Annotated in this window: 21 protein-coding genes; 16 read left to right on the forward strand and 5 right to left on the reverse strand. The window is 72.6% G+C overall.

Annotated features, from left to right (window positions below; all coding sequences use genetic code 11):
* The first annotated feature begins 14 nt into the window (after nucleotides 1-14).
* Complete coding sequence (locus AB0K07_RS23675; protein ID WP_363757597.1) at nucleotides 15-323, forward strand: hypothetical protein; 309 nt, start codon at nucleotides 15-17, stop codon at nucleotides 321-323.
* A gap of 56 nt (nucleotides 324-379) precedes the next feature.
* Complete coding sequence (locus AB0K07_RS23680) at nucleotides 380-880, forward strand: hypothetical protein (RefSeq protein ID WP_363757599.1); 501 nt, start codon at nucleotides 380-382, stop codon at nucleotides 878-880.
* A 23-nt stretch (nucleotides 881-903) separates the two neighbouring features.
* Here the strand turns inward: AB0K07_RS23680 and AB0K07_RS23685 are convergent, their stop codons facing one another.
* Nucleotides 904-1,908 (reverse strand): ABC transporter ATP-binding protein, encoded by a 1,005-nt coding sequence (locus AB0K07_RS23685; protein WP_363757601.1) that lies wholly within the window; start codon nucleotides 1,906-1,908, stop codon nucleotides 904-906.
* A gap of 2 nt (nucleotides 1,909-1,910) precedes the next feature.
* Between AB0K07_RS23685 and AB0K07_RS23690 the strand changes: the two genes are divergently transcribed.
* From AB0K07_RS23690 to AB0K07_RS23705, 4 genes are all read left to right on the forward strand, one after another.
* Nucleotides 1,911-2,597: an ABC transporter permease gene (locus AB0K07_RS23690; RefSeq protein ID WP_363757603.1), complete on the forward strand. Its 687-nt coding sequence runs from the start codon at nucleotides 1,911-1,913 to the stop codon at nucleotides 2,595-2,597.
* The gene (locus tag AB0K07_RS23695) at nucleotides 2,594-3,331 is read left to right on the forward strand and encodes an ABC transporter permease (protein WP_363757605.1); all 738 of its coding nucleotides are present in this window, start codon (nucleotides 2,594-2,596) and stop codon (nucleotides 3,329-3,331) included. The genes AB0K07_RS23690 and AB0K07_RS23695 overlap by 4 nt, the downstream gene beginning before the upstream one ends.
* 225 nt (nucleotides 3,332-3,556) lie before the next feature.
* Nucleotides 3,557-4,561 carry a glycine betaine ABC transporter substrate-binding protein gene (locus AB0K07_RS23700; protein WP_363757607.1) on the forward strand — a complete coding sequence of 335 codons (1,005 nt, stop codon included), beginning with the start codon at nucleotides 3,557-3,559 and terminating at the stop codon, nucleotides 4,559-4,561.
* 111 nt (nucleotides 4,562-4,672) lie between these two features.
* The gene (locus AB0K07_RS23705) at nucleotides 4,673-6,451 is read left to right on the forward strand and encodes a hypothetical protein (RefSeq protein ID WP_363757609.1); all 1,779 of its coding nucleotides are present in this window, start codon (nucleotides 4,673-4,675) and stop codon (nucleotides 6,449-6,451) included.
* Between the two features lie 15 nt (nucleotides 6,452-6,466).
* Here AB0K07_RS23705 and AB0K07_RS23710 read toward each other — a convergent pair whose 3' ends face one another.
* Nucleotides 6,467-7,654, reverse strand: a complete 1,188-nt coding sequence (locus tag AB0K07_RS23710) for an NADH-quinone oxidoreductase subunit D (protein ID WP_363757611.1) — start codon at nucleotides 7,652-7,654, stop codon at nucleotides 6,467-6,469.
* Nucleotides 7,651-8,763: an SAM-dependent methyltransferase gene (locus tag AB0K07_RS23715; RefSeq protein WP_363757613.1), complete on the reverse strand. Its 1,113-nt coding sequence runs from the start codon at nucleotides 8,761-8,763 to the stop codon at nucleotides 7,651-7,653. The genes AB0K07_RS23710 and AB0K07_RS23715 overlap by 4 nt, the downstream gene beginning before the upstream one ends.
* A 297-nt stretch (nucleotides 8,764-9,060) precedes the next feature.
* On the opposite strand from AB0K07_RS23715, the gene AB0K07_RS23720 reads away from it, so the two are divergent.
* The 6 genes from AB0K07_RS23720 (at nucleotide 9,061) to nadC (ending at nucleotide 15,043) form a co-directional block, all read left to right on the forward strand.
* On the forward strand, nucleotides 9,061-10,041 hold the full coding sequence (locus AB0K07_RS23720) for a Rossmann-like and DUF2520 domain-containing protein (protein WP_363757616.1): 981 nt from the start codon (nucleotides 9,061-9,063) through the stop codon (nucleotides 10,039-10,041).
* Nucleotides 10,038-10,886, forward strand: coding sequence for a pantoate--beta-alanine ligase (panC, locus tag AB0K07_RS23725; protein ID WP_363757618.1), 849 nt, complete (start codon nucleotides 10,038-10,040; stop codon nucleotides 10,884-10,886). Before AB0K07_RS23720 ends, panC begins: the two co-directional genes overlap by 4 nt.
* Nucleotides 10,887-10,928: 42 nt before the next feature.
* Nucleotides 10,929-11,357: an aspartate 1-decarboxylase gene (gene panD, locus AB0K07_RS23730; RefSeq protein WP_363757620.1), complete on the forward strand. Its 429-nt coding sequence runs from the start codon at nucleotides 10,929-10,931 to the stop codon at nucleotides 11,355-11,357.
* Between the two features lie 96 nt (nucleotides 11,358-11,453).
* Complete coding sequence (locus AB0K07_RS23735) at nucleotides 11,454-12,347, forward strand: septum formation family protein (protein WP_363757622.1); 894 nt, start codon at nucleotides 11,454-11,456, stop codon at nucleotides 12,345-12,347.
* Nucleotides 12,348-12,455: 108 nt separating this feature from the next.
* A complete protein-coding gene (locus AB0K07_RS23740) occupies nucleotides 12,456-14,150 on the forward strand; it encodes an L-aspartate oxidase (protein WP_363757624.1) in 1,695 nt (564 codons plus the stop codon).
* The gene (gene nadC / locus AB0K07_RS23745) at nucleotides 14,147-15,043 is read left to right on the forward strand and encodes a carboxylating nicotinate-nucleotide diphosphorylase (protein ID WP_363757626.1); all 897 of its coding nucleotides are present in this window, start codon (nucleotides 14,147-14,149) and stop codon (nucleotides 15,041-15,043) included. The genes AB0K07_RS23740 and nadC overlap by 4 nt, the downstream gene beginning before the upstream one ends.
* 16 nt (nucleotides 15,044-15,059) lie before the next feature.
* Here nadC and AB0K07_RS23750 read toward each other — a convergent pair whose 3' ends face one another.
* Complete coding sequence (locus AB0K07_RS23750) at nucleotides 15,060-16,151, reverse strand: DUF5919 domain-containing protein (RefSeq protein ID WP_363757628.1); 1,092 nt, start codon at nucleotides 16,149-16,151, stop codon at nucleotides 15,060-15,062.
* Between the two features lie 118 nt (nucleotides 16,152-16,269).
* On the opposite strand from AB0K07_RS23750, the gene AB0K07_RS23755 reads away from it, so the two are divergent.
* The gene (locus tag AB0K07_RS23755) at nucleotides 16,270-17,028 is read left to right on the forward strand and encodes a type III pantothenate kinase (protein WP_109820370.1); all 759 of its coding nucleotides are present in this window, start codon (nucleotides 16,270-16,272) and stop codon (nucleotides 17,026-17,028) included.
* Nucleotides 17,029-17,038: 10 nt separating this feature from the next.
* Here the strand turns inward: AB0K07_RS23755 and AB0K07_RS23760 are convergent, their stop codons facing one another.
* Nucleotides 17,039-17,782, reverse strand: a complete 744-nt coding sequence (locus AB0K07_RS23760; protein WP_363757631.1) for a class I SAM-dependent methyltransferase — start codon at nucleotides 17,780-17,782, stop codon at nucleotides 17,039-17,041.
* An 88-nt stretch (nucleotides 17,783-17,870) separates the two neighbouring features.
* Between AB0K07_RS23760 and lysS the strand changes: the two genes are divergently transcribed.
* The 3 genes from lysS (at nucleotide 17,871) to AB0K07_RS23775 (ending at nucleotide 22,882) form a co-directional block, all read left to right on the forward strand.
* Entirely contained in the window at nucleotides 17,871-19,379 is a 1,509-nt protein-coding gene (gene lysS, locus AB0K07_RS23765) for a lysine--tRNA ligase (RefSeq protein ID WP_363757633.1), read from the forward strand.
* A gap of 109 nt (nucleotides 19,380-19,488) precedes the next feature.
* Nucleotides 19,489-19,833: an Lsr2 family protein gene (locus tag AB0K07_RS23770; RefSeq protein WP_363757635.1), complete on the forward strand. Its 345-nt coding sequence runs from the start codon at nucleotides 19,489-19,491 to the stop codon at nucleotides 19,831-19,833.
* Nucleotides 19,834-20,350: 517 nt separating this feature from the next.
* Entirely contained in the window at nucleotides 20,351-22,882 is a 2,532-nt protein-coding gene (locus tag AB0K07_RS23775) for an ATP-dependent Clp protease ATP-binding subunit (RefSeq protein ID WP_363757637.1), read from the forward strand.
* The last annotated feature ends 174 nt before the right edge of the window (nucleotides 22,883-23,056 follow it).

Consider the following 23,056-nt stretch of genomic DNA (forward strand, 5'->3'; position numbering starts at 1 on the left):
TTAGGCTCGGCGGCATGACCGACACACCTGCCGCCACCCCCGGCGGATCCTCGTTCGAGGAGCTCGACGCGCTGTCCACCGAGGAACTGCGGGAGCGGGCGTTCGCCCTGGCCCGGGAGCGCCGTGACGTGGAGTTCTACTGGTCGGTGCTGCGACACCTGCCGAACGCGGACGAGGCCGCGGTGCTGGACGGCGCGCCGAACTCGATCGGTCCGATCATCGACGAGGCCAACGCGCTGTGGCGGGAGCTGACCGGTCACGGCTACGAGGAGTCGGCGCCGCTGCTGCGGGCCGCCTTCATCGACTACCTGGTGAAACACTGAGCCGGTCGAGGCAGCCCAGGTCCGCCCGATCGGTCGGCTCGCGCCCTGGGCGGGTCATGGGGCTCTTCCACCGCACCGGCCCGGTCAGCCGCTACGGGACGGCCGCCGGCACCGGCGCGCTCGCCGTACTGCTGCTGGTCGGCATCTGTGGCAGCCCGGCGTACACCGGTTGGGCCGGCACGCCGGCCACCCCGGACTCGGCCGGTGGTTACTACCTGCGCCTGCTCGCCTGGCCCGCCTGGCGGCTGGACGCGGACGGGCAGCCCGGCGGGTTGCTCGCCGGCGACCTGCGGGCCGTCATGCTGGTGGTCCTCGCGGTGGCGCTGCTCTATCTGCTGCCGGCCGCCCAGGTGGCCCGGGTGCCCAGCCCGGTCAGCCAGTTCTTCTCCGGCTGGGCCGCGTACGTGCTGGCCGGTGGGCTCGCCGCCGTGCTGGCGACGCCGTTCGGCCCGGACCCGTCGCTGCTGGGCGCATTGCAGGACGCCAGCGCGGGCGCCAGCTACGGCTTCCTCTCCGGTTGGATCATCGGGACCGCGAGCCTCGGCGGCCGGGCCTGACCCGACCGCGTTGGCCGGGTGGGTCAGCTCGGCACGCGGCCGAGGTCGAGCAGGCTCTGCCGGCTGAGCGCGCCCACGGGTCGACCGCCGTCGGTCACCACGAGCCGGTCCCGTCCCGAGGTGAGCAGGACCGCCAGCGCGTCGTACGCGGAGCCGTCCAGCGGCACGGTGGGCAGGTCCGCCGCCGCGTCGCCGGGCACCGGCTCCAGGGCGTCCCGGTCGAGTTGGGTGACGGCCAGCCGGCGGATGCCCCGGTCGGCGCCGACGAACTCACGCACGAACGGGGTGGCGGGCGCGCCGAGCAGGGCGGCCGGCGTGTCGTACTGCTCCAGGTGACCGCCCTGGGAGAGCACCGCGATCCGGTCGCCGAGCCGGACCGCCTCGTCGAGGTCGTGCGTGACCAGCAGGATCGTCTTGCGGACCTCGGCCTGGAGGCGGAGGAACTCCTCCTGGAGGCGGGCCCGGACGATCGGGTCGACGGCCGAGAACGGCTCGTCCATCAGGAGCACCACCGGGTCGGCGGCGAGCGCACGGGCCACTCCGACCCGCTGTCGCTGCCCGCCCGACAGTTCGTGCGGGTAGCGGCGGCCGAACTGGGCCGGATCCAGCCCGACCAGGTCGAGCAGCTCGTCGACCCGGGCCCGGGTCTTCTCCCGGGACCAGCCCAGCAACCCGGGCACGGTGGCCACGTTCGCCCGGACGGTCTGGTGTGGAAACAGCCCGACGTTCTGGATCACGTAGCCGATCCGGCGGCGCAGCCGCACCGGGTCGACGTCGGTGACGTCCTCGTCGCCGAGCATGATCCGCCCGGCGGTCGGCTCGATCAGCCGGTTGACCATGCGCAGCACCGTCGACTTGCCGCAGCCGGACGGGCCGATCAGCACCACCAGCTCGCCGGCCTTCACCTCCAGGCTGAGATCCCGGACGGCCTCGGTGCCGTTCGGGTAGCGCTTCTGGATGCCCTGAAGGGAGATCGACGCCGCGCGAGGGGCCTGGGCCCCGCTGGCAGCCTCCGGGGTAACGTCCACGTATGTCCTTCCGCCTGAGCTACCGGGCCGACCCGGGTAACCCCTGGTTCTCCTGGCAGTACGTGCGGGACAACTCTGACACGATCCTCGCGGCGGTGCGTGAACACGCCTCCCTCACCGGGCGCGCGGTGCTGATCGCGGTGCTGATCGCCCTGCCGTTGTCCGTGGTCGCGTACTGGTTCCGCCCGCTGGCCGGGCCGATCCTCGGCGTCACCGGCGTGATCTACACCATCCCGTCGCTGGCGCTGTTCGCGTTCATCGCGCCCTACCTGGGCACCGGCGCCACCACCGTGCTGGTCGGCCTGGTCCTGTACGCGCTGCTGCTGATCGTCCGCAACGTGGTGGCGGGGCTGAACCAGGTGCCGCCCGAGGTCCGCGAGGCCGCCGAGGGCATGGGCTACGGCCGGTGGGGCCGGCTGTTCCGGATCGACCTGCCGCTGGCGATCCCGGGCATCATGACCGGGGTGCGACTGGCCACCGTGTCGACGGTCGCCCTGGTCACCGTGGGTGTGCTGGTGGGGCACGGCGGGCTCGGTCAGCTGATCTTCGCGGGCTTCCAGAACAACCTCTACAAGGCCGAGATCATGACCGGCACGGTGCTCAGCGTGGCGCTCGCCGTGCTGCTGGACCTGCTGCTCGTCCTGGTCGGCCGGCTGGTCACCCCCTGGTCCGCCCGGGGTGCCCGATGAGCGTCGCGGCGAGCCCGGTCCAGCAGGCGGTGCAGTGGCTCAACGACCCGCTGAACTGGACCAACCCCGGCGGCATCCTGGACCGGCTCGGCGAGCACCTGACGATCTCCGCCGCGGCGGTGGCGCTCGGCTGCCTGGTGGCCTGGCCGCTCGGGCTCTGGCTGGGGCACACCGGCCGGGGTGGTGGCCTGGTGGTGCTGGTGTCCAACGCCACACTGGCCATCCCCACCCTCGCGCTGCTGACCATCCTGCCGCTGACCTTCCTCGGTTTCGGCCGTACGCCGGTGGTGGTGGCGCTGGCCGTCTTCGCCGTCCCGCCGCTGCTGGCGAACGCGTACACCGGTGTACGCCAGGCGGACCTGGAGGCGCTCGACGCGGCCCGCGGGATGGGCCTGTCCGGCGGGCAGGTGCTGCGGCGGGTGGAGCTGCCGCTCGCGGTGCCCTACCTGGCCGCCGGATTCCGGACCGCCGCCGTGCAGGTGATCGCCACCACTGCGTTGGCCTCGTTCGTCAACGGCGGCGGGCTCGGCGAGATCATCCGCACCGGGTTCGGCCTGAGCATCGCCGCGGGCGGCGGTCAGATCCTGGCCGGCGGCGTGCTGGTGGCCGGGCTCGCGCTGCTGGCCGAGGTCCTTCTCGGCAGCGTCGAACGGCTGGTCACCCCCCGTCCGCTGCGGCGCGGCCGGCAGCACACCGGGCGGCCCCGGCCCGCCGACGCCACCGGCCGAGCCTGACCCGCCCCGCCCGTTCGGCGGGTGATCCGTCCGGGTGAGCCGTCGCGGAAGCACCGATCGGCGGCGGGTCGTTCGGTGACGATGGGGTGACGAAGTCCATCTCAGGTTGTCGGTCGGTTGCGGAGGATGTTGGGTGGACATTCGCGGGCGTCCGACAGTCAGGATCGCCCGTCGGACACGCGGCCGGCCCGGGACGGGTCGCGCCGGGACACGGAAGGCGGGCACATGCGCGCACGTACACGTCTGGCGATCGGTGCGATCGGCGCCGTCGCCGCGGCAGGGCTCCTGACCGGGTGCGGGGACGCCGGCTCGTCCGGCACCGACGCGCCCCAGCAGGGCGCCTCGGGCGCCGGGTGCGCCCCGGTCGCCGGGCAGCAGCTCATCGCTCTCCAGGACGACAAGAAGCTCCAGAACTCCGACAACGTCATTCCGGCGGTCAACAGCAAGGCGGCCAACCCGCAGCTGATCGCCGCACTGGACAAGGTCTCGGCCGCGCTCGACACGCCGAAGCTGATCCAGCTCAACAAGGCCGTCAACGACGACCGCAAGACCCCCAAGGTGGCGGCGGAGGAGTTCGCTTCCGCCAACAACCTCACCGCGGGCATCGCCAAGGGTCCGGGCGGCGAGATCGTGGTGGGTGCCGCGAACTTCGCCGAGAGCCAGACGCTGGGCGAGCTGTACCGGATCGCGCTCACCGCCGCCGGCTACCAGGTCAAGGTGCAGCAGATCGGCAACCGCGAGCTCTACGAGCCGGCGCTGGAGAAGGGCGAGATCCAGGTCGTCCCGGAGTACGCGGCGACGATGGCGGAGTTCCTCAACACGAAGGCCAACGGCGCCAACCCCCCGCCGGTCTCCTCGCCCGACATCAACACCACGGTGACCGCGCTCAAGGCCGAGGGCGACAAGGTGGGCATCACCTTCGGCACCCCGGCCGCCGCGCAGGACCAGAACGCCTTCGCGGTCACGCAGGCGTTCGCCGACAAGTACGGCGTGCGGACCCTGTCCGAGCTGGCCGCGAAGTGCTCCGGCAAGGCGACCGTGCTGGGTGGCCCGCCGGAGTGCCAGCAGCGTGCGTTCTGCAAGCCGGGCCTCGAGAAGACGTACGGGCTCTCGGTGGGCTCGTTCTCCTCCCTGGACCAGGGCGGGCCGCTGACCAAGAACGGGCTGCGCACCGGCACCATCAGCGTCGGCCTGATCTTCTCGTCGGACGGCGCCTTCGCCACCAGCTGAGCCACCTCGTGGCGTGCTGACGACGCCCTCGCCCCCACCCGGGGGCGGGGGCGTCCGCGCGTCCCGGGACCCCGTTCCCTCGGCTGGGGATCCTCGGTAGGCTGCAGAGCCATGCCAGCCCCGGTCGCCCCCGATGCCCGGCGTCAACCGCCGCTGCTGACCATGCTCTTCTGGGCCGGCGTGGCTCTCGCGCCGGTGGCGGCGCTGATCCTGCTGGTCGCGGACGGTAACGGCCCGCTGCGCTTCGCGGCGGTGCTCGCCATCCTGGCGGTGGTGCTGATCGGTCTCTCCATCGCGTTGCGGCCCGACGGCGAGGACGCCTCGGCGCGGGCCGATGAGCTGCTGGACGAGATCGAGGAGCTCCGCCGGGAGTTGCGCGCCGAGATCGTCGCCGCCGCCCAGCGCGGTAACCAGGCGCTCGACCAGGCACAGCGGGCCCAGGAGGGCGTCGTCGCCGTCCGCCGCCGCCTCGACGCCAGCGGCGCCGCGCTCGCTGGTGCCGCCCCCGCCGCCGAACCGGCGGGCGCCGGCCGGGCGCGGGTGTCGGCCGGCGAGCCGGTGGGCGATGCTCCGGTCGCCCGGAGCCGCGTGTCGGTGCCCGGCGACGCTCCTGCCGGCCGAAGCCGGGTGTCGGGCCCGGAGGACGCCGCCGCCCGGTGGAGCCGCCCCGAGCGCGCGGACGACGACGAGCCGGCGTACCACCGGGCTGCCCCCGACGCCGGCACCGAGCCGCCGGCCAGCGGCGGGCTCTACGGCGCGGAGCCACCGGCCGCCGGGTACGGCGGTGAGCGACCGGCCGCCGGGTACGGCGCGGAACGACCGGCCGCCGCCGGGTACGGCTCCGTGCCCCGCCCTCGTGAGCACGACCGACCCGAGTCGGTGCACCGCCCGGTCGGCGTGGTGCGGCACACCGAGACGGTGCACGTCACCACCCGGCACACCGTCGTGGACGGCGGTCCGGCCGAGCCGGGTGGGCGGTACGGCGGCGGGTACGCCGGCCAGTGGACCGCGCCGGCGCAGGAGTGGACCCGGGGCGGTGGCGCGGAGGAGCGTTCCCGCCCGGCGGACCGCTCCTGGGGTGAGCCGGAGGAGCCGGGGTACGCCGACGACCGTGCCCGCCCCACCGACGACCGCTTCCGGGGCGCGCAGCCCGCGACCCGGGGTGAGCCCGGCTGGACGGCCCGCCGCGACGAGCCGGAGTGGACCGATCCACGCGACGCGTACGCCCAGCCCGACGAGCCCGGCTGGGGGGCCCGGCCGCAGCACGTCGCGGATCGGCCGCAGCCGGATTCGTGGGAGGACCCCGACGACCGCGGCTGGTCCGAGCAGCGGGAACCCGACCGGGCGACCGCCACACCGGGGCCGGCCCTGCGGGCGGACGACACCGGTGAGTACTGGTCGCAGCTGCGGGCCGGTGACCGGTGGGCGGCCGTACGCGACGACGACAACGGTCGGGAGTTGCGGGTCGGGGAGCGCCGCGCGGAGGTGCACGCCGACGCCACGGGCACCGAGTACCGGGTGGCCGACCGCTGGGCCTCCGTCCGGCACGAGGAGCCCCGCCGGCACGAGGATGCGCGCCGGCACGAGGATGCGCGCCGCTACGACGAGTCGCGGCGGCACGACGAGCGGGAGCCGTACCACCGGGACGAGCCGGCGCGCCGGCACGACCGCGACGGCGGGTGGCGGGACGAACCGGCGGGCCGGCCGGCGCTGCCGGTGGGCGGCGTGCCGGTGCCGGAGGAGTGGCGCCCGCCACGCCAGCGCGGCCACCAGGCGGAGCCCGCACCGGAGCGGGCCGGCCGGCGCCGGGTCGACGAGCGGTACGGCTACCCGCCGCAGGACGACGTGCCGCGCGCCGGCGGCGCCCCGGTCACCGACCGGTGGCGTTGACCCTGCCCGTCCGGCTCACTTGTCGATGTCGCCCACCACGAAGAACATCGAGCCGAGGATGGCGATCAGGTCCGGCACCAGACAGCCGGGAAGCAGGGTGGCCAGCGCCTGCACGTTGGCGTACGAGGCGGTGCGCAACTTCAACCGCCAGGGCGTCTTCTCACCGCGGGACACCAGGTAGTAGCCGTTGATGCCGAGCGGGTTCTCGGTCCAGGCGTAGGTGTGCCCCTCCGGCGCCTTGAGCACCTTCGGCAGCCGGGTGTTGATCGGCCCGGTCAGCCGGTCCACCCGGTCCAGGCATTGCTCCGCGAGGTCCAGCGAGGCGTACACCTGGTCGAGCAGCACCTCGAAGCGGGCGTGGCAGTCGCCGGCGGTGCGGGTGACCACCGGCACGTCCAGCTGGTCGTAGGCCAGGTAGGGATCGTCGCGGCGCAGGTCCAGGTCGAGCCCGGAGGCCCGGGCCACCGGCCCGGACGCGCCGAACGCGGCGGCGTCCGCGGCGGAGAGCACCCCGACGCCCACCGTCCGGGCCAGGAAGATCTCGTTGCGCCGGATCAGGTGATCCAGGTCGGGGAGCCGCCGGCGTACCTCGCCGATCGCCGCACGGGCCCGGCCGGTCCAGCCGTAGGGCACCTCCTCCTTGAGCCCGCCCACGCGGTTGAACATGTAGTGGATGCGGCCGCCGGAGACCTCCTCCATCACCGCCTGGATGGTCTCCCGCTCCCGGAAGGCGTAGAAGACCGGCGTGATCGCGCCGATCTCCAGCGGGTAGGAGCCGAGGAACATCAGGTGGTTGAGCACCCGGTTGAGCTCCGCGAGGGCCATCCGCAGCCAGGTGGCCCGCTCCGGCACCTCCATGCCCATCAGCCGCTCCACCGCGAGCACGACACCCAGCTCGTTGGAGAACGCCGAGAGCCAGTCGTGCCGGTTGGCCAGCACGATGATCTGCCGGTAGTCGCGCACCTCGAAGAGCTTCTCCGCGCCCCGGTGCATGTAGCCGACGATCGGTTCGCAGGCGATCACGCGCTCGCCGTCGAGCACCAGCTTCAGCCGCAGCACGCCGTGCGTGGAGGGGTGCTGCGGGCCGATGTTCAGCACCATGTCGGTGCCGAGCTGCTGACCGCCGGTGCCGGCGACCAGGCCGGCCCCGGTGCCGACGGTCAGTTCACGGAGGTCCCCGGCGTCGGTGGTCATGCCCGTCATCGTGCCACGGCCGGCCCGAGCGGGATGCCGACCGGTTGCCGCAGCCACCAGTGCCCGCCGAGCCCGGCCGGGTCGGTCAGCTCCGCCGCCGCCGACGCGGCGGCCAGCGCCCGCACGTACCCCGCCGGGTCGGTGCCGGCCAGGCTCAGCGGCGGTCGGCCGCCGTCGGCCCCGAGCGCCCGCAGCGCCTCCCGCTGCGAGACCAGGGAGTACGCACACCGGGCGACCGCCGCACCGGCGGAGGCGACGGAGTCCATGGCCACGTGCACGGTCACGTCGGCCGACCCGTCCGGCACCGGCGGCACCTGCCGCCCAGCCCGGTACCCGGTCAACGTCCCGTCCACCGGTCGCGCCTCCCGCAGGTGCCCGTAGTCGACGGCCAGCGCCATGCCGCGCTCGATGCTGCTCACCGCGCGCGCCCAGGCGTCGTCCCTGGTCCGCCCGATCTCGGCTCGCACGTGGTCGCTGTGGGGGGTTTCCGGGCAGCCCGGCCGGCTCCGGGCGGTCAGGCTCGATCCCTGCGCCGGCCGGGCTGTGGGCCACCACGTCGTCAGCCAGTCGAGATCATCGGGGCGGACCAGCTTACCGATCGTTTCCGCGCCGCTCTCGGGGTCGACCAGCACGTACCGCCAGCCGTCCTCGGTGTGCACCGCCACGTCCAGCGGGACGTTGTCCAACCACTCGGTGCCGATCAACAGTCCGTTGATCCCCGCCGGGATCTCGGACACCCAGCCGATCTCCTCGGGCAGATGCTCGGGTCGGGGTGCCAACTCGACTGCCGTGAATCGCACCCGTTCGGCAAGCGTGGGGCCAACGGCGACCGGCGACGGCTCGTCGGGCGAGCGGCGGGCGTCCCCCATCGCGAGCCCGCCGCGCATCAGGCCGTGCAGGAGTTCCCCGCGTCCAGCGCCGACGTCGACCACGTCGAGCCGGTCCGGATGGTCGAGAGCCGAGTCGACCTGCGCGAGAAGGCGCAGCAGTGCGCTGGTGAACGCGGGCGAGGCGTGCACGCTGGTGCGGAAGTGGTCGGCTGGCCCGGTGCCGGCGACGAAGAAGCCGCCCGGCCCGTAAAGGGCTCTGGCCATGGCGTCCCGCCAGGCGATCGACATTCGGTTCACTCCGAGTCCAGGGTGCGTCACGATCATCTGCGGCATCTCGCTCGGCACCGGAGGGGTGCGCGGTGATCGATTGATGAAAAGTAGGTCAGAAACGATCCCGGCACCTACTTTTCGTCATTTGATCAAGGCGGGAGCGCCTGGAGCGGCCCGGGGAGGTTGCCGGGCCGCCGTGGTGCCAGGGGGTCTTCCTTCGGTGGTGAAGGTTTTCACAATGCTTGTCCCGGTTCGGCGGGCCGGGCGCATACTTGCGATCGACCGGTACCCCTTCTCGAGGACTGGATCGTCGTCATGAGCGCACCGTTGCGCCCGCGTCCGGCCGCCCCGTACGGGCCCGCCGCACCGCGGGATCGCGCCGTCACCGGCGCCCCGGCTGCCGTCACCCCCCGCGTGCTCACCGTCGGTGTCGTCGGCGCCGGCCGGGTCGGCGCCGTGCTGGGCGCCGCACTCGCCGCCGCTGGCCACCAGGTGGTCGCCGTCGCCGGCGGCTCCGGAGCCAGCCGGGCCCGGCTCGCCCTGCTGCTGCCCGAGGTGCCCCGCCGCCCGGCCGCCGCCGTCGCCCAGGCCGCCGCCGATCTGCTGGTGATCGCGGTGCCGGACGACGCGCTGGCCGGAGTGGTCGCCGACCTCGCCGACCGGGGCGCGTTGCACCCGGGCCAGGTGGTCGCGCACACCTCCGGCGCGCACGGGCTGGCCGTGCTGGCGCCCGCCGCCGCGGTGGGCGCCCGGCCGCTCGCCCTGCACCCCGCCATGACCTTCACCGGTACGCCGGACGACCTCGCCCGGCTGGCCGGCATCTCGTACGGCGTGACCGCCCCGACGGAGCTGCGTCCGCTGGCCGCCCGACTGGTCGCCGACCTGGGCGGCGTGCCCGAGTGGGTGGGCGAGACGGACCGCCCGCTGTACCACGCCGCGCTGGCGCACGGCGCGAACCACCTGGTGACCCTGGTGAACGAGGCGACCGACCGGCTGCGTGACGCCGGGGTGGCCCGGCCGGAGAAGGTGCTCGCCCCGCTGCTGCGGGCCGCGCTGGAGAACGCGCTGCGGCTCGGCGACGACGCGCTGACCGGTCCGGTCTCCCGGGGCGACGCGGGCACCGTCCAGCGGCACCTGGCCCGGTTGGCGGCCACCGCCCCGGAGTCCGTCCCCGCCTACCTGGCGCTGGCCCGGCGTACCGCCGACCGGGCGATCGCCGCCGGCCGGCTGCGGCCGGTGGACGCGCAGTCGCTGCTCGGGGTGCTCGCCGACAGCGGGAGAGAGGTGGCGGCATGACGCAGCTCGTGCACACCCGCGCCGACCTGGCCGAGGCCCGGGCCGCCCTGAAGGGCACGGTCGGCGTGGTGATGACCATGGGTGCCCTGCACTCCGGGCACGAGACGCTGGTGCGCGCGGCCCGGGAGCAGGCCGACCACGTGCTGGTGACGATCTTCGTGAACCCGTTGCAGTTCGGGCCGAACGAGGACTTCGACCGCTACCCGCGGACGCTGGACGCGGACCTGGAGGTGGCCCGGCGGGCGGGCGCCGACCTGGTCTTCGCCCCGTCGGTGACCGAGATGTACCCGGACGGCCAGCCCCGGGTGCGGCTCGACCCGGGCCCGCTCGGCGCGGAGCTGGAGGGCGCGAGCCGCCCCGGCTTCTTCCACGGGGTGCTCACCGTGGTCCTGAAGCTGCTCCAGCTCACCCGGCCTGACCTGGCGTTCTTCGGCGAGAAGGACTACCAGCAGCTCACCCTGGTCCGGCGGATGACCCGGGACCTGGACGTGCCGGTCGAGGTGGTCGGCGTGCCGACCGTCCGCGAGCCGGACGGGCTGGCGCTGTCCAGCCGCAACCGCTACCTGAGTGAGCCGGAGCGGGCGGCCGCGCTGAGCCTGTCCGCCGCGCTGCGAGCCGGTGCGGAGGCCGCCGACGCCGGCCTGGACGCGGGGGCGGTGCTGACCGCCGCGCACGCCGAGTTCGGCGCGGGTACGCCCGGCGCCCGGCTCGACTACCTGGTGCTCACCGATCCCGAGCTGGAGCCGGGGCCGGTGTCCGGGCCGGCCCGGCTGGTGATCGCCGCCTGGGTGGGCGCCACCCGGCTGATCGACAACGCGGCGATCCACCTCGCCCCCCGCCCCTGATCCGGCCGCACTCCTCCACCACTTTCGCGAAAGGCCACCCCGATGCTGCGGACCATGCTCAAGTCGAAGATCCACCGGGCCACGGTGACCCAGGCCGACCTGCATTACGTCGGTTCGGTGACGGTGGACGAGGATCTGCTCGACGCCGCCGACCTGCTCCCCGGCGAGCAGGTGGCGATCGTGGACATCACCAACGGGGCCCGGCTGGAGACGTACGTCATCCCAGGCCAGCGGGGCAGCGGCGTGATCGGCATCAACGGCGCGGCGGCGCACCTGGTCCACCCCGGTGACCTGGTCATCCTGATCTCGTACGGGCAGATGGACGACGCCGAGGCCCGGTCGTACCGGCCGCGGGTGGTGCACGTGGACGCCGACAACCGGGTGGTCGAGCTGGGCGCCGATCCGGCCGCGGCGGCACCGGGCACGGCCGGCGACCCGGTGCCCAGCCCGCTGGCCGTGGCGAGCGTCTGACCCCAGGCGCGGCGATTCCGGTCTGTCACCGGAAGGTCATTTCCGGTTACCCTTGGCACGCCGTCGGAAGCTGGTCGGTGGCTGGGGGAGGCCGCGATGCGCCGTGCGATGACGACCCTGCTCGCCGCTGCCGTCACGGCAGTTCTGCTGGTCGGCTGCGCCTCCGGCGACCTGGACGGTGATCTGACCGACGACTGGGCGGCGCTGCCGCCGCCGGTGGCGTTCACCCCGGCGGCCGGGGTGTGTCAGGCCGCCGACTTCACCGACGTGGTGACCCTGGCGAGCTACCAGCCGATGGACTGCGCCGGGCCGCACCGGGTGGAGACCGTGCACGTGGGGGCGTTCCCCGCCGAGTGGGCCACCGCCCCGGCCGGCGGCTCGGCGGAGCTTCGGGGCGCGTTCGCCGAGTGCGACACCCGAGTCAGCGGGTACGTGGGCGACGACTGGCGGGCCGGCCGGCTGCGGCTGTCGGTGGCGTTGCCCTCGGGGCCGGGCTGGGCTGCCGGGTCCCGCTGGTACCGGTGCGATGTCAGCGAGCTGACCACGGTGGAGGCGGCGGCCACGGTGGTGGTCCGGTCGGGCAGCCTGCGGGACGCGTTGAAGGGGCCCGCCGGGCTGCGGCTGGGTTGCCAGCAGACCCGTGGCGGGGCCGGTCGGGGTGTGCAGACGCTGGTCCCGGTGGAGTGCGGCGTTCGGCACGACGCCGAGTTCGTCGGGGTGTGGCGGGCTCCGGACCGGCCGTACCCGACCCGGGATGCCGACTGGGCTCCGCTCTACACGGGTTGTCGCAGTGTCCTCGGCCGGTACGTGGGGGTGCCCGACGACGCGGAGCTGCCGTTCCGCAGCGGGGTGGTGGTCCGCCCGCCGGGTGCGGGGCGCTGGCGGGTCGGTGACCGGGGAGTCCGCTGTTACCTGTGGCTCAGCGACCGTACGGTGACCGCCTCACTGCGGGCCGCGGGCCCGGCGGGGCTGCCGGTCCGGACGAAGTGACCACGGGCCGCCGGTCGGCGCGGCACGGTCGGCGCCGGACGGGGTAGCCCATACCACTCGTCCCGCCCCCGCCACCCCGGACGAGGACGGTTCGGGTTGACTGGGGGGATGGACCTTCCGACCGTCGACCTGCCGGCCCTGCCCCCGTTGCTGGCCGCGCCCGCTCCCGGCTGGGTGGAGACCACCGACGTGATCGTGGTGGGTTCCGGGGTGGCCGGGTTGACCGCGGCGCTGCACCTGCGTGAGGCGGGTCTGCACGTCACGGTGGTCACCAAGGTCAATATCGACGACGGGTCGACCCGGTGGGCGCAGGGCGGCATCGCGGCGGTGCTCGACCCGAAGGACACGCCGGCGGCGCACGCCACGGACACCGAGATCGCCGGCGTCGGGCTCTGCGACCCGGCGGCGGTCCAGGTGCTGGTCGAGGAGGGCCCGATCCGGCTGCGGGAGCTGATCCGGATCGGCGCCGAGTTCGACCGCAACCCGGACGGGTCGCTGATGCTCACCCGGGAGGGCGGGCACCGGGCGGACCGGATCGTGCACGCCGGTGGGGACGCCACCGGGGCGGAGGTGCAGCGGGCCCTGCACGCGGCGGTACGGCGTGACCCCTGGATCCGGCTGGTCGAACACGCCCTGGTGCTGGACCTGCTGCGGGCGCCCGGCGACGGCCCGGACGGGCTCGGCCCGGCCTGCGGGATCACCCTGCACGTGCTCGGCGAGGGCAGCGAGGACGGTGTCGGCGCACTGCTGGCCCGCGCGGTCGTGCTGGCCACCGGCGGGATGGGCCAGATCTTCGCGGCCACCACCAACCCGGCGGTCTCCACCGGCGACGGGGTGGCGCTGGCGATGCGGGCCGGCGCGGCGGTGACCGACGTGGAATTCGTCCAGTTCCACCCGACCGCCCTGATCACACCGCCCGGCGCCGGTGTGCCCGGCGCGGGGCACGCGCAGCAGCCGCTGGTCTCCGAGGCGCTGCGCGGGGAGGGCGCGTACCTGGTGGACGCGGACGGCAAGCGGTTCATGGTGGGTCAGCACGAGCTGGCCGAGCTGGCTCCCCGGGACGTGGTGGCCAAGGGCATCCACCGGGTGCTGCTCGCCACCGGCGCGGATCACGTCTTCCTCGACGCCCGGCACCTGGGCGGGGAGTTCCTGGCCGGGCGGTTCCCGACCATCGTGGCGTCCTGCCTGGCGATCGGCGTGGACCCGGCCACCGACCTGATCCCGGTCGCACCGGCCGCGCACTACGCGTCCGGCGGTGTCCGTACCGATCTGCGCGGCCGCACCTCGATCCCCGGCCTGTACGCGTGCGGTGAGGTCGCCTGCACGGGCGTGCACGGTGCGAACCGCCTGGCCAGCAACTCGCTGCTGGAGGGCCTGGTCTTCTCCCGGCGGATCGCCGACGACATCGCGGCCGGCCTGCCCGAGCAGGCCCGACCGGCGGACACCGGCGCCTGGCGCGGCGGTGCGGGCTGGGTGCTGCCGGCCGAGGCGACGCCGGCCCTGCAACGGGCCATGACCCGGGGCGCCGGGGTGCTCCGCTCGGCTGCCACGCTGGCCGAGACGGCCGGGACGCTGACCGACCTGGGCGCCGCCCGCGGGCGGCCGCGCACGGCCGACTGGGAGGCGACGAACCTGCTCACCGTGGCGTCGACGCTGGTGGCCGCCGCGTACGCGCGCGGTGAGACCCGGGGTTGCCACTGGCGGGAGGATTTCCCCACGGCCGACGAGCGGTGGCTGGGCCACCTGGTCGGGTCGGTCGGGGCGCAGGGTCGGTTGACGCAGCAGTGGGAGGCAGGGCGATGACGGAGTCCACGCAGCAGGCGTTGCAGGCGGTCGGACTGGACCCGGCGCAGGTGCGGCGGGTGATCGAGAACGCGCTGGTCGAGGATCTGGGGCCGGACTTCGTCGACGTCACAAGCGTGGCCACCATCCCTGCCGAGCAGACCGACACGGCCGACCTGGTGGCCCGCGCGGACGGCGTGGTCGCCGGGCTGGCAGTGGCCGCCGCCGTGTTCGAGCTGGTCGGCGAGGTGACCGGGTTCGGCCGTACCGTCGAGGTGTCGCCGGTGGCCCGCGACGGCGAGCGGGTGGCCCGCGGCGATGTGCTGGCGACGGTCACCGGGCCGACCCGGCTCCTGCTCACCGCCGAGCGGACGGCGCTGAACCTGCTCTGCCGGATGTCCGGGGTGGCCACCCACACCCGGGCCTGGGCGGACGCGCTGGCCGGCACCAAGGCGATGGTGCTGGACACCCGCAAGACCACGCCGGGCCTGCGGGCGCTGGAGAAGTACGCGGTGCGGGCGGGGGGCGGCACCAACAAGCGGATGGGCCTCTACGACGTGGCCATGATCAAGGACAACCACAAGCTCGCGGCCGGAGGCATCACGGCGGCGTACCGGCGGGTCCGGGAGGCGTTCCCGGAGGTGCCGGTGCAGGTCGAGGTGACCACGGTCGACGAGGCGGTGGAGGCGGTGGAGGCCGGTGCTGCCTTCCTGCTCTGCGACAACATGACCCCGGAGACGTTGGCCGAGGTGGTGGCCGTCGTGGGTGACCGGGCGGAGCTGGAGGCGACCGGCGGGCTCACCCTGGAGGTCGCCGCCCGGTACGCGGCCACCGGCGTGGACTTCCTCTCGGTGGGCGGGCTGACCCACTCCTCGCCCATCCTGGACATCGCGATGGACCTGCGGGTCGAATGACGGATGCCGGTGGCCCTCAGACGGTGGTCAGCGAGGTGGCGGCCAGGTTGAAGATCACCCGGTTCTCGGTGTCCTGCCGGCCGTCCAGGCCGTACTTGGCCCGGAACAGCTCCAGCACCCGGTTGTAGACCTCGGGCGCCAGCTCGTCGGCCTCGCCGATGGCGAAGACCTCGCCGGCCGCCTCGGGCCGGTCCAGCACCACGCTCAGCCCGGCCAGCCCGTGTCGGGCCACGTTGCGCACCAGGTCGGTGCCGGCGATGTACCAGTCGCCGTCGGAGCGTACGTAGAGCGCCTCGCAGGTCTCCAGGTCACGGCCGGCCTGGCGTAGGCAGAGCCGCAGGGTCAGGCAGGCCTCCAGGTCCTCCAGGGGCGCGGTCTCCCACAGCTCGGCGAACCGGTCGTCGACGAACTCGCCCAGCGGGGTGGAGACGAACGCCTCGATCTGCTGGGTGTCGAAGGTGCTCCCCTGCACCGGGAAGAACGAGATGAACGCCTTGCCGTCCCAGCGGTACATCTGCACCGAGGGGGCGGCGCTGTAGACGCGGACCTGGAGCCGGGCCCGGGCCGCCTCCGGCAGCTCCTCGCGCAGCCGGGCCAGGTGCCACAGGTTGTTGAGGATGGCGACCGAGGCGTCCCGTCGGCGCAGCTCCTCGCCGCGCAGCCGGACCGCCGGTGAGTCCGGGTCGAGCAGCAGCACCTTGACGGTGGCGCCGTTGGCGAGCGCGGAGCGCAGCGCGGCCACGAAGCGGGCCGCGTACGGGCCCTCGAGCATGCTGGTCCAGGTCTCCAGGATGGCCACGACCTCCCGGCACTGGGCGACCCGTTCGATCAGCGCGTCCCGGTCCAGTCGGGGGTGCTCGATGATGCTGACGGTCTGGAGCTCACGGAAGAGCGGGTTGAGCACCACGTACGTCAGCAGTGTCATGATCAGCGCGGCGCCGATGTTGAGGTAGAGGTCGCCGGCGAAGCTGCCGGTCTCGCGCCGGGACGCCTGCCACGCCTGCACGATCATCCAGATCGCGCCGCCGGCCAGCGCGACCAGCACCAGCACGTGCCGCCGTCGTCGGCGCAGTGTGTTGCGCCCCCGCGCCCACCACGTCCCCGACATGTCCGCTCCCCGTCCGGCCGCGCCGTGGATTGACCTATGTTCATGTCGCGATGGGACCAGGATACGGTCCGCCGGCCGGTCCGCGCCCGCCCGGACGGTCGTTGTCTAGGCTGCGTGCGTGCTGCTCTGCATCGACATCGGAAACACCAACACCGTGCTGGCGACCTTCGACGGCGACAAGCTGGTGCACTCCTGGCGGATCAAGACCGATGCCCGTTCGACGGCGGACGAGCTGGGTCTGATGTTCCGCGGTCTGCTCGCCGGGGACAACGTCGAGATCACCGGCGTGGCCGCCTGCTCCACCGTGCCGGCCGCGCTGCGCTCGCTGCGCACCATGCTCGGCCGCTACTACGCCGACCTGCCGAGCGTGATCGTCGAGCCCGGGGTACGGACCGGGGTTCAGCTCGCGATCGACAACCCGAAGGAGGTGGGCGCCGACCGGGTGGTGAACACCCTGGCCGCGTACACCCTCTACGGCGGGCCGTCGATCGTGGTGGACTTCGGCACGACCACCAACTTCGACGTGATCAGCGGTCGGGGCGAGTTCCTCGGCGGGGCGTTCGCCCCGGGCATCGAGATCTCCTTCGACGCGCTCGCCGCCCGCGCCGCCCAGCTGCGCAAGGTCGAGGCCACCAAGCCCCGCTCGGTGATCGGCAAGAACACCGTGGAGTGCCTCCAGTCCGGCCTGTACTTCGGCTTCGCCGGGCAGGTGGACCGGATCGTCGAGCGGATGACCGAGGAGCTGGGCGAGGTGAAGGCCGTGATCGCCACCGGTGGCCTCGCCTCGCTGGTGATCAACGAGTGCCGCAGCATCACCCACCACGAGCCGATGATCACGCTGATCGGTCTGCGGATGGTCTACGACCGCAATCTCTGACGCCGGTGGCTCAGCGCCGCCGGGCGCGGAAGGTCAGCGTCCGGTACGGCAGCTCGAACGTCTGCCGCCCGGCGAGGTCCGGATGGCTGGCGAGGAGTTCCCCCACCTCGCGGTCGATCTCCTCGCGCTGCTTTGCCGGCGCGGTGAGCCAGTGGGAGCGGGTGTGCAGCATGCCGAGCAGCTCGTCCGGGGTGAGCAGCGTCCGGTGCGCGAACTCGGCCATCTCCACCGGCCCGAAGGCCGGGCCGAAGCCGGTCACCTGCTCGAGCAGGTCGGCCGAGTTGTCCCCGAGGTGAGCGATCCGGGTCAGGTCGCTCACCCAGCCGGCCGCCTGGTCGTCCCGAACGTTCCAGATCGGGGCGAACGTCCCACCCGGCCGGAGTACGCGCGCGATCTCGGCGTGCGCGCGCTCCTTGTCGAACCAGTGGTACGCCTGGCCGACCAGCACGGCGTCGGCGGCGCCGGCCGGCAGCGGCACCGCCTCGGCGCTGCCCGTCAGGGCGGTCACGCCGGGGGTGGCGGCGTCCAGCTGGGCCCGCATGCCGGGGTCGGGCTCCACCGGGAGCACCCGGTGGCCGAGGGCCCGTACGACGCGGGTCAGGATGCCGGTGCCCGCACCGAGGTCGACGACCTGCGCGGCGTCGCTCAGCCCGTCGAGCGCCCACCGGACGGCCTCTTCCGGGTAGGTCGGTCGAAACCGGTCGTAATCGCTCGCTGCGGCCCCGAAGGAGAGGGCGTGAGTGTGATCGACCATGACGCGCAGGTTATCCGGTAACGGCCCCCAGAACGCTTGAGTACGCTCGGGCCTGACCCCCCGTATCTCCATGACGAGGAAGCGTGCCGTGAGCGAGCAGAACGCCGTGCCAGTGGACCCCGCCGACGACCTTCCCGAGCAGATGAAGGTCCGCCGGGAGAAGCGGGACCGGATGCTGGCCGACGGCATCGAGCCCTACCCGGTCGGGTACCCCCGCACCAGCACCCTGTCCGAGGTCCGGGAGCGCTACGCCGACCTGCCGACCGATACGGCCACCGGCGACCAGGTCTCGGTCACCGGCCGGGTGATCTTCGTACGCAACACGGGCAAGCTCTGCTTCGCGACCCTGCGCGACGGCGACGGCACCGAGTTGCAGGCGATGCTCTCGCTGGACCGGGTCGGGCCGGAGCGACTGGAGGACTGGAAGCGCCTGGTCGACCTCGGCGACCACGTCGGCGTCACCGGTGAGGTGATCACCAGCCGCCGAGGTGAGCTGTCGGTGCTGGCCGAGCGGTGGGACATGACCGCCAAGGCGCTGCGGCCGCTGCCGGTGGCGCACAAGCCGCTCTCTGAGGAGGCGCGGGTCCGGCAGCGCTACGTCGACCTGATCGTCCGGCCGCAGGCCCGGCAGATGGTCCGTACCCGGGCCGCTGCGGTGCGCAGCCTTCGCGATTCGCTGCACGGGCAGGGCTTCATCGAGGTGGAAACTCCGATGCTGCAACTGCTGCACGGCGGCGCGGCGGCCCGACCGTTCGTGACCCACAGCAATGCATTGAACACCGATCTGTATCTGCGAATCGCTCCGGAACTGTTTCTCAAGCGCGCCGTGGTCGGTGGTGTCGACCGTGTCTTCGAGATCAACCGCAACTTCCGTAATGAGGGTGTCGACTCTTCGCACTCGCCGGAGTTCGCGATGCTGGAGACGTACCAGGCGTACGGCGACTACGACACGATGGCCGAGTTGACCCGCAATCTCGTGCAACAGGCTGCGGTCGCGGTCAGCGGCTCGACCGTGGTGACCCACGCCGACGGGCAGGAGTTCGACCTGGGTGGCGAGTGGCGGTCGGTGACCCTGTTCGGGGCGCTTTCCGAGGCACTCGGCGAGGAGGTCACGGTTCGCACCGAACGGTCCCGCCTGGTGGAGTACGCCGACAAGGTGGGATTGGCCGTGGACCCGAAGTGGGGTCCGGGCAAGCTGGCCGAGGAACTGTTCGAGGAACTGGTCGTCCCCGGCCTGGTGGCGCCCACCTTCGTCCGGGACTACCCGGAGGAGACCAGCCCGCTCACCCGGGCACACCGCAGCGAGCCGGGGCTGGCCGAGAAGTGGGACCTCTACGTGCTCGGGTTCGAGCTGGGCACCGCGTACTCCGAGCTGGTCGACCCGGTCGTGCAGCGGGAGCGGCTGGTGGCCCAGGCGCAGCTCGGCGCCCGTGGTGACGACGAGGCGATGCGTCTCGACGAGGACTTTCTCCGCGCGATGGAGTACGGAATGCCGCCGGCCGGCGGTATGGGAATGGGAATCGACCGGCTCTTGATGGCCCTGACCGGGCTCGGAATTCGGGAAACGATCCTCTTCCCGTTGGTCCGCCCCGAGTAGTCCGGCGGCCCGTGCCACGTCGATACCGCATCCTATTGACGGGGCGAGCGGCGCGCGGGTTATTGTGCTCTCGTTAGCAGGAGCACCCTGCTCGAAAGGAATGTGGGACGTGGCCAAGCAGATCATTCACAAGCTGGTCGATGACCTGGACGGCGGGGACGCGGACGAGACCGTCAAGTTCGCCCTCGACGGCGTTCAGTACGAGATCGACCTGTCGGCTTCCAACGCCGCGAAATTGCGCGACGTATTCGCGCCGTACGTGGGCGCCGGCACGAAGGTGGGCCGGGGCGGCGTGGTGATCGGCGGACGGGCTGCCCGCGGTCGGGGCGGCGCGACCGCCGACCGGGAGCAGAACAAGGCGATCCGGGAGTGGGCCAAGAAGGCCGGCAAGGACATCTCGGATCGGGGACGCATCCCGCAGGAGATCGTCGACGAGTACCACGCGAAGCGCTGATCCGTCAGCAGCCTGGTGGCCAGCGGCCGCCGCAGGGCGACACCGACGCCGGGCCGGAGCACTCTCCGGGCCGGCGTCGCCGTATTCCCGCCGCCCGCCGGCCGGGCGCGGGAGGCCGGGCACCGGGGCGGGGAAGCATTCGGGCGAGACCGACGTTGTCCACAACCAGTGGAGCAGCTGTCCACAGCCTGTGGACAACCTTCCCCAGGGCCGGGCGCGCGTCAGTCGCCAGCGCCGGTCCAGCCTCCCCGGAGCCTTCAGGAGCCGGGAGAGGGCTTCCGTCGCGCCGGTCGGATTTCGCTCTGCGCGTAGCGACAGGGCTACCGGAACACCTCCTGAGCGCGGACGGTTGTGCAAAACGACGTGGAACCGACCCGCACCCGAGACACACGACCTCAGCTGAGTCGGTCAGCGACGATAGAGTAAGGAGGCACGGACGCCCGTCCCGGACGTTCGTGCACCGGCCCCGCCAAGATCTTGACCATCAAGGCGCACGGCACGTGAGGAGCACGAGGGCATGTTCGAGCGGTTCACCGACCGAGCGCGACGGGTTGTCGTCCTGGCCCAAGAAGAGGCCCGGATGCTCAACCACAACTACATCGGTACGGAACACATCCTGCTGGGCCTGATCCACGAAGGTGAAGGCGTCGCGGCAAAGGCCCTGGAGAGCCTCGGCATCTCCCTGGAGGGCGTCCGCCAGCAGGTCGAGGAGATCATCGGCCAGGGCCAGCAGGCGCCGAGCGGGCACATCCCGTTCACGCCGCGGGCCAAAAAGGTGCTGGAGCTGTCGCTGCGCGAGGCGCTGCAGCTCGGCCACAACTACATCGGCACGGAGCACATCCTGCTCGGTCTGATCCGCGAGGGTGAGGGCGTCGCCGCCCAGGTGCTGGTCAAGCTCGGCGCCGACCTCAACCGGGTCCGCCAGCAGGTGATCCAGCTGCTCTCCGGCTACCAGGGCAAGGAGCCGGCTGCCGCTGGCGCCGCGCCGGGTGAGGCCGCGCCGTCCACCAGCCTCGTGCTGGACCAGTTCGGCCGCAACCTGACCCAGGCCGCTCGTGAGGGCAAGCTCGACCCGGTCATCGGGCGCGAGAAGGAAATCGAGCGGGTCATGCAGGTGCTCTCCCGCCGTACCAAGAACAACCCGGTCCTGATCGGTGAGCCCGGCGTCGGTAAGACCGCCGTGGTGGAGGGCCTGTCCCAGAAGATCATCAAGGGCGAGGTGCCCGAGACGCTCAAGGACAAGCAGCTCTACACGCTCGACCTCGGTGCGCTGGTCGCCGGTTCCCGCTACCGCGGTGACTTCGAGGAGCGCCTCAAGAAGGTGCTCAAGGAGATCCGCACCCGCGGCGACATCATCCTGTTCATCGACGAGATCCACACCCTGGTGGGTGCGGGTGCCGCCGAGGGCGCGATCGACGCGGCGAGCATTCTCAAGCCGATGCTGGCCCGCGGTGAGCTGCAGACCATCGGCGCCACCACGCTCGACGAGTACCGCAAGCACCTGGAGAAGGACGCGGCTCTCGAGCGCCGGTTCCAGCCGATCCAGGTGGGTGAGCCGTCGCTGGCGCACACCATCGAGATCCTCAAGGGCCTGCGCGACCGCTACGAGGCGCACCACCGGGTGAGCATCACCGACGCCGCTCTCGTGGCAGCCGCCACCCTGGCTGACCGGTACATCTCCGACCGCTTCCTGCCGGACAAGGCGATCGACCTGATCGACGAGGCCGGTGCCCGGATGCGGATCCGCCGGATGACCGCGCCGCCAGACCTGCGCGACTTCGACGAGCGCATCGCCCAGGTGCGTCGCGACAAGGAGTCCGCGATCGACGCGCAGGACTTCGAGCGCGCCGCCCAGCTGCGCGACAAGGAGAAGCAGCTCCTTGGCCAGAAGGCGCAGCGGGAGAAGGAGTGGAAGGCGGGTGACCTGGACGTCGTCAGCGAGGTTGACGACGAGCAGATCGCCGAGGTGCTCGGCAACTGGACCGGCATCCCGGTCTACAAGCTGACCGAGGAGGAGACCTCGCGCCTGCTGCGCATGGAGGACGAGCTGCACAAGCGCGTCATCGGCCAGGAGGACGCGGTCAAGGCGGTCTCGAAGGCGATCCGGCGTACCCGGGCCGGCCTGAAGGACCCGAAGCGCCCGTCGGGCTCGTTCATCTTCGCCGGCCCGTCCGGCGTGGGTAAGACCGAGCTGTCCAAGGCGCTCGCCGAGTTCCTCTTCGGCAGCGAGGATGCCCTCATCCAGCTGGACATGTCCGAGTTCCACGACCGCTACACGGTCTCCCGGCTGGTGGGTGCCCCTCCCGGCTACGTCGGCTACGACGAGGGCGGGCAGCTGACCGAGAAGGTGCGGCGTCGGCCGTTCTCGGTGGTTCTCTTCGACGAGATCGAGAAGGCCCACCCGGACGTGTTCAACACGCTGCTCCAGATCCTGGAGGACGGTCGGCTCACCGACGGTCAGGGTCGGATCGTGGACTTCAAGAACACGGTCATCATCCTGACGACCAACCTGGGCACCAGGGACGTCGCCAAGGCGGTGTCGCTCGGCTTCCAGGCGTCGGAGGACTCCGAGTCCAACTACGACCGGATGAAGCAGAAGGTCAACGACGAGCTCAAGCAGCACTTCCGGCCTGAGTTCCTCAACCGGATCGACGACACCATCGTCTTCCACCAGCTGCGCCAGGGCGAGATCCTCTCGATCGTGGACATCATGATCCAGCGGATCGAGACGCAGCTGCGCAACAAGGACATGGGTCTGGAGCTGACCGACAACGCCAAGAAGTACCTGGCGGCGAAGGGCTTCGACCCGGTGCTCGGTGCCCGTCCTCTGCGTCGCACGATCCAGCGCGACATCGAGGACAACCTCTCCGAGCGGATCCTGTTCAACGAGCTGACCCCGGGTCAGATCGTTGTGGTGGACTGCGAGGGCGACCCGAACGACATCGACAAGTCCAAGCTCGTCTTCCGGGGCGCGGACAAGCCGGTCGAGGTTCCGGACGCCGTGCCGGCCGACCTCGGCGGCACCGCCGCCGCGGGCGCGGACGAGTAGCACCAGCAGCAACAGGGGCGGGGCCCCGGTGGCGAAAGCCACCGGGGCCCCGCCTTTTCGCTGTCCCGTGCCCCGCAGTGCGGGTGGCTGCCACCGTCGGTGGCCGGTGTTCCGCCCCGAAGCGGCTCTGGGCCGCGTGCAAGCCCCCGGCCGATAGCGGTCACTGTCCTGGGC

It is taken from the genome of Micromonospora sp. NPDC049301 (assembly GCF_040678715.1).
In the GTDB taxonomy this organism is placed as follows: domain Bacteria; phylum Actinomycetota; class Actinomycetes; order Mycobacteriales; family Micromonosporaceae; genus Micromonospora.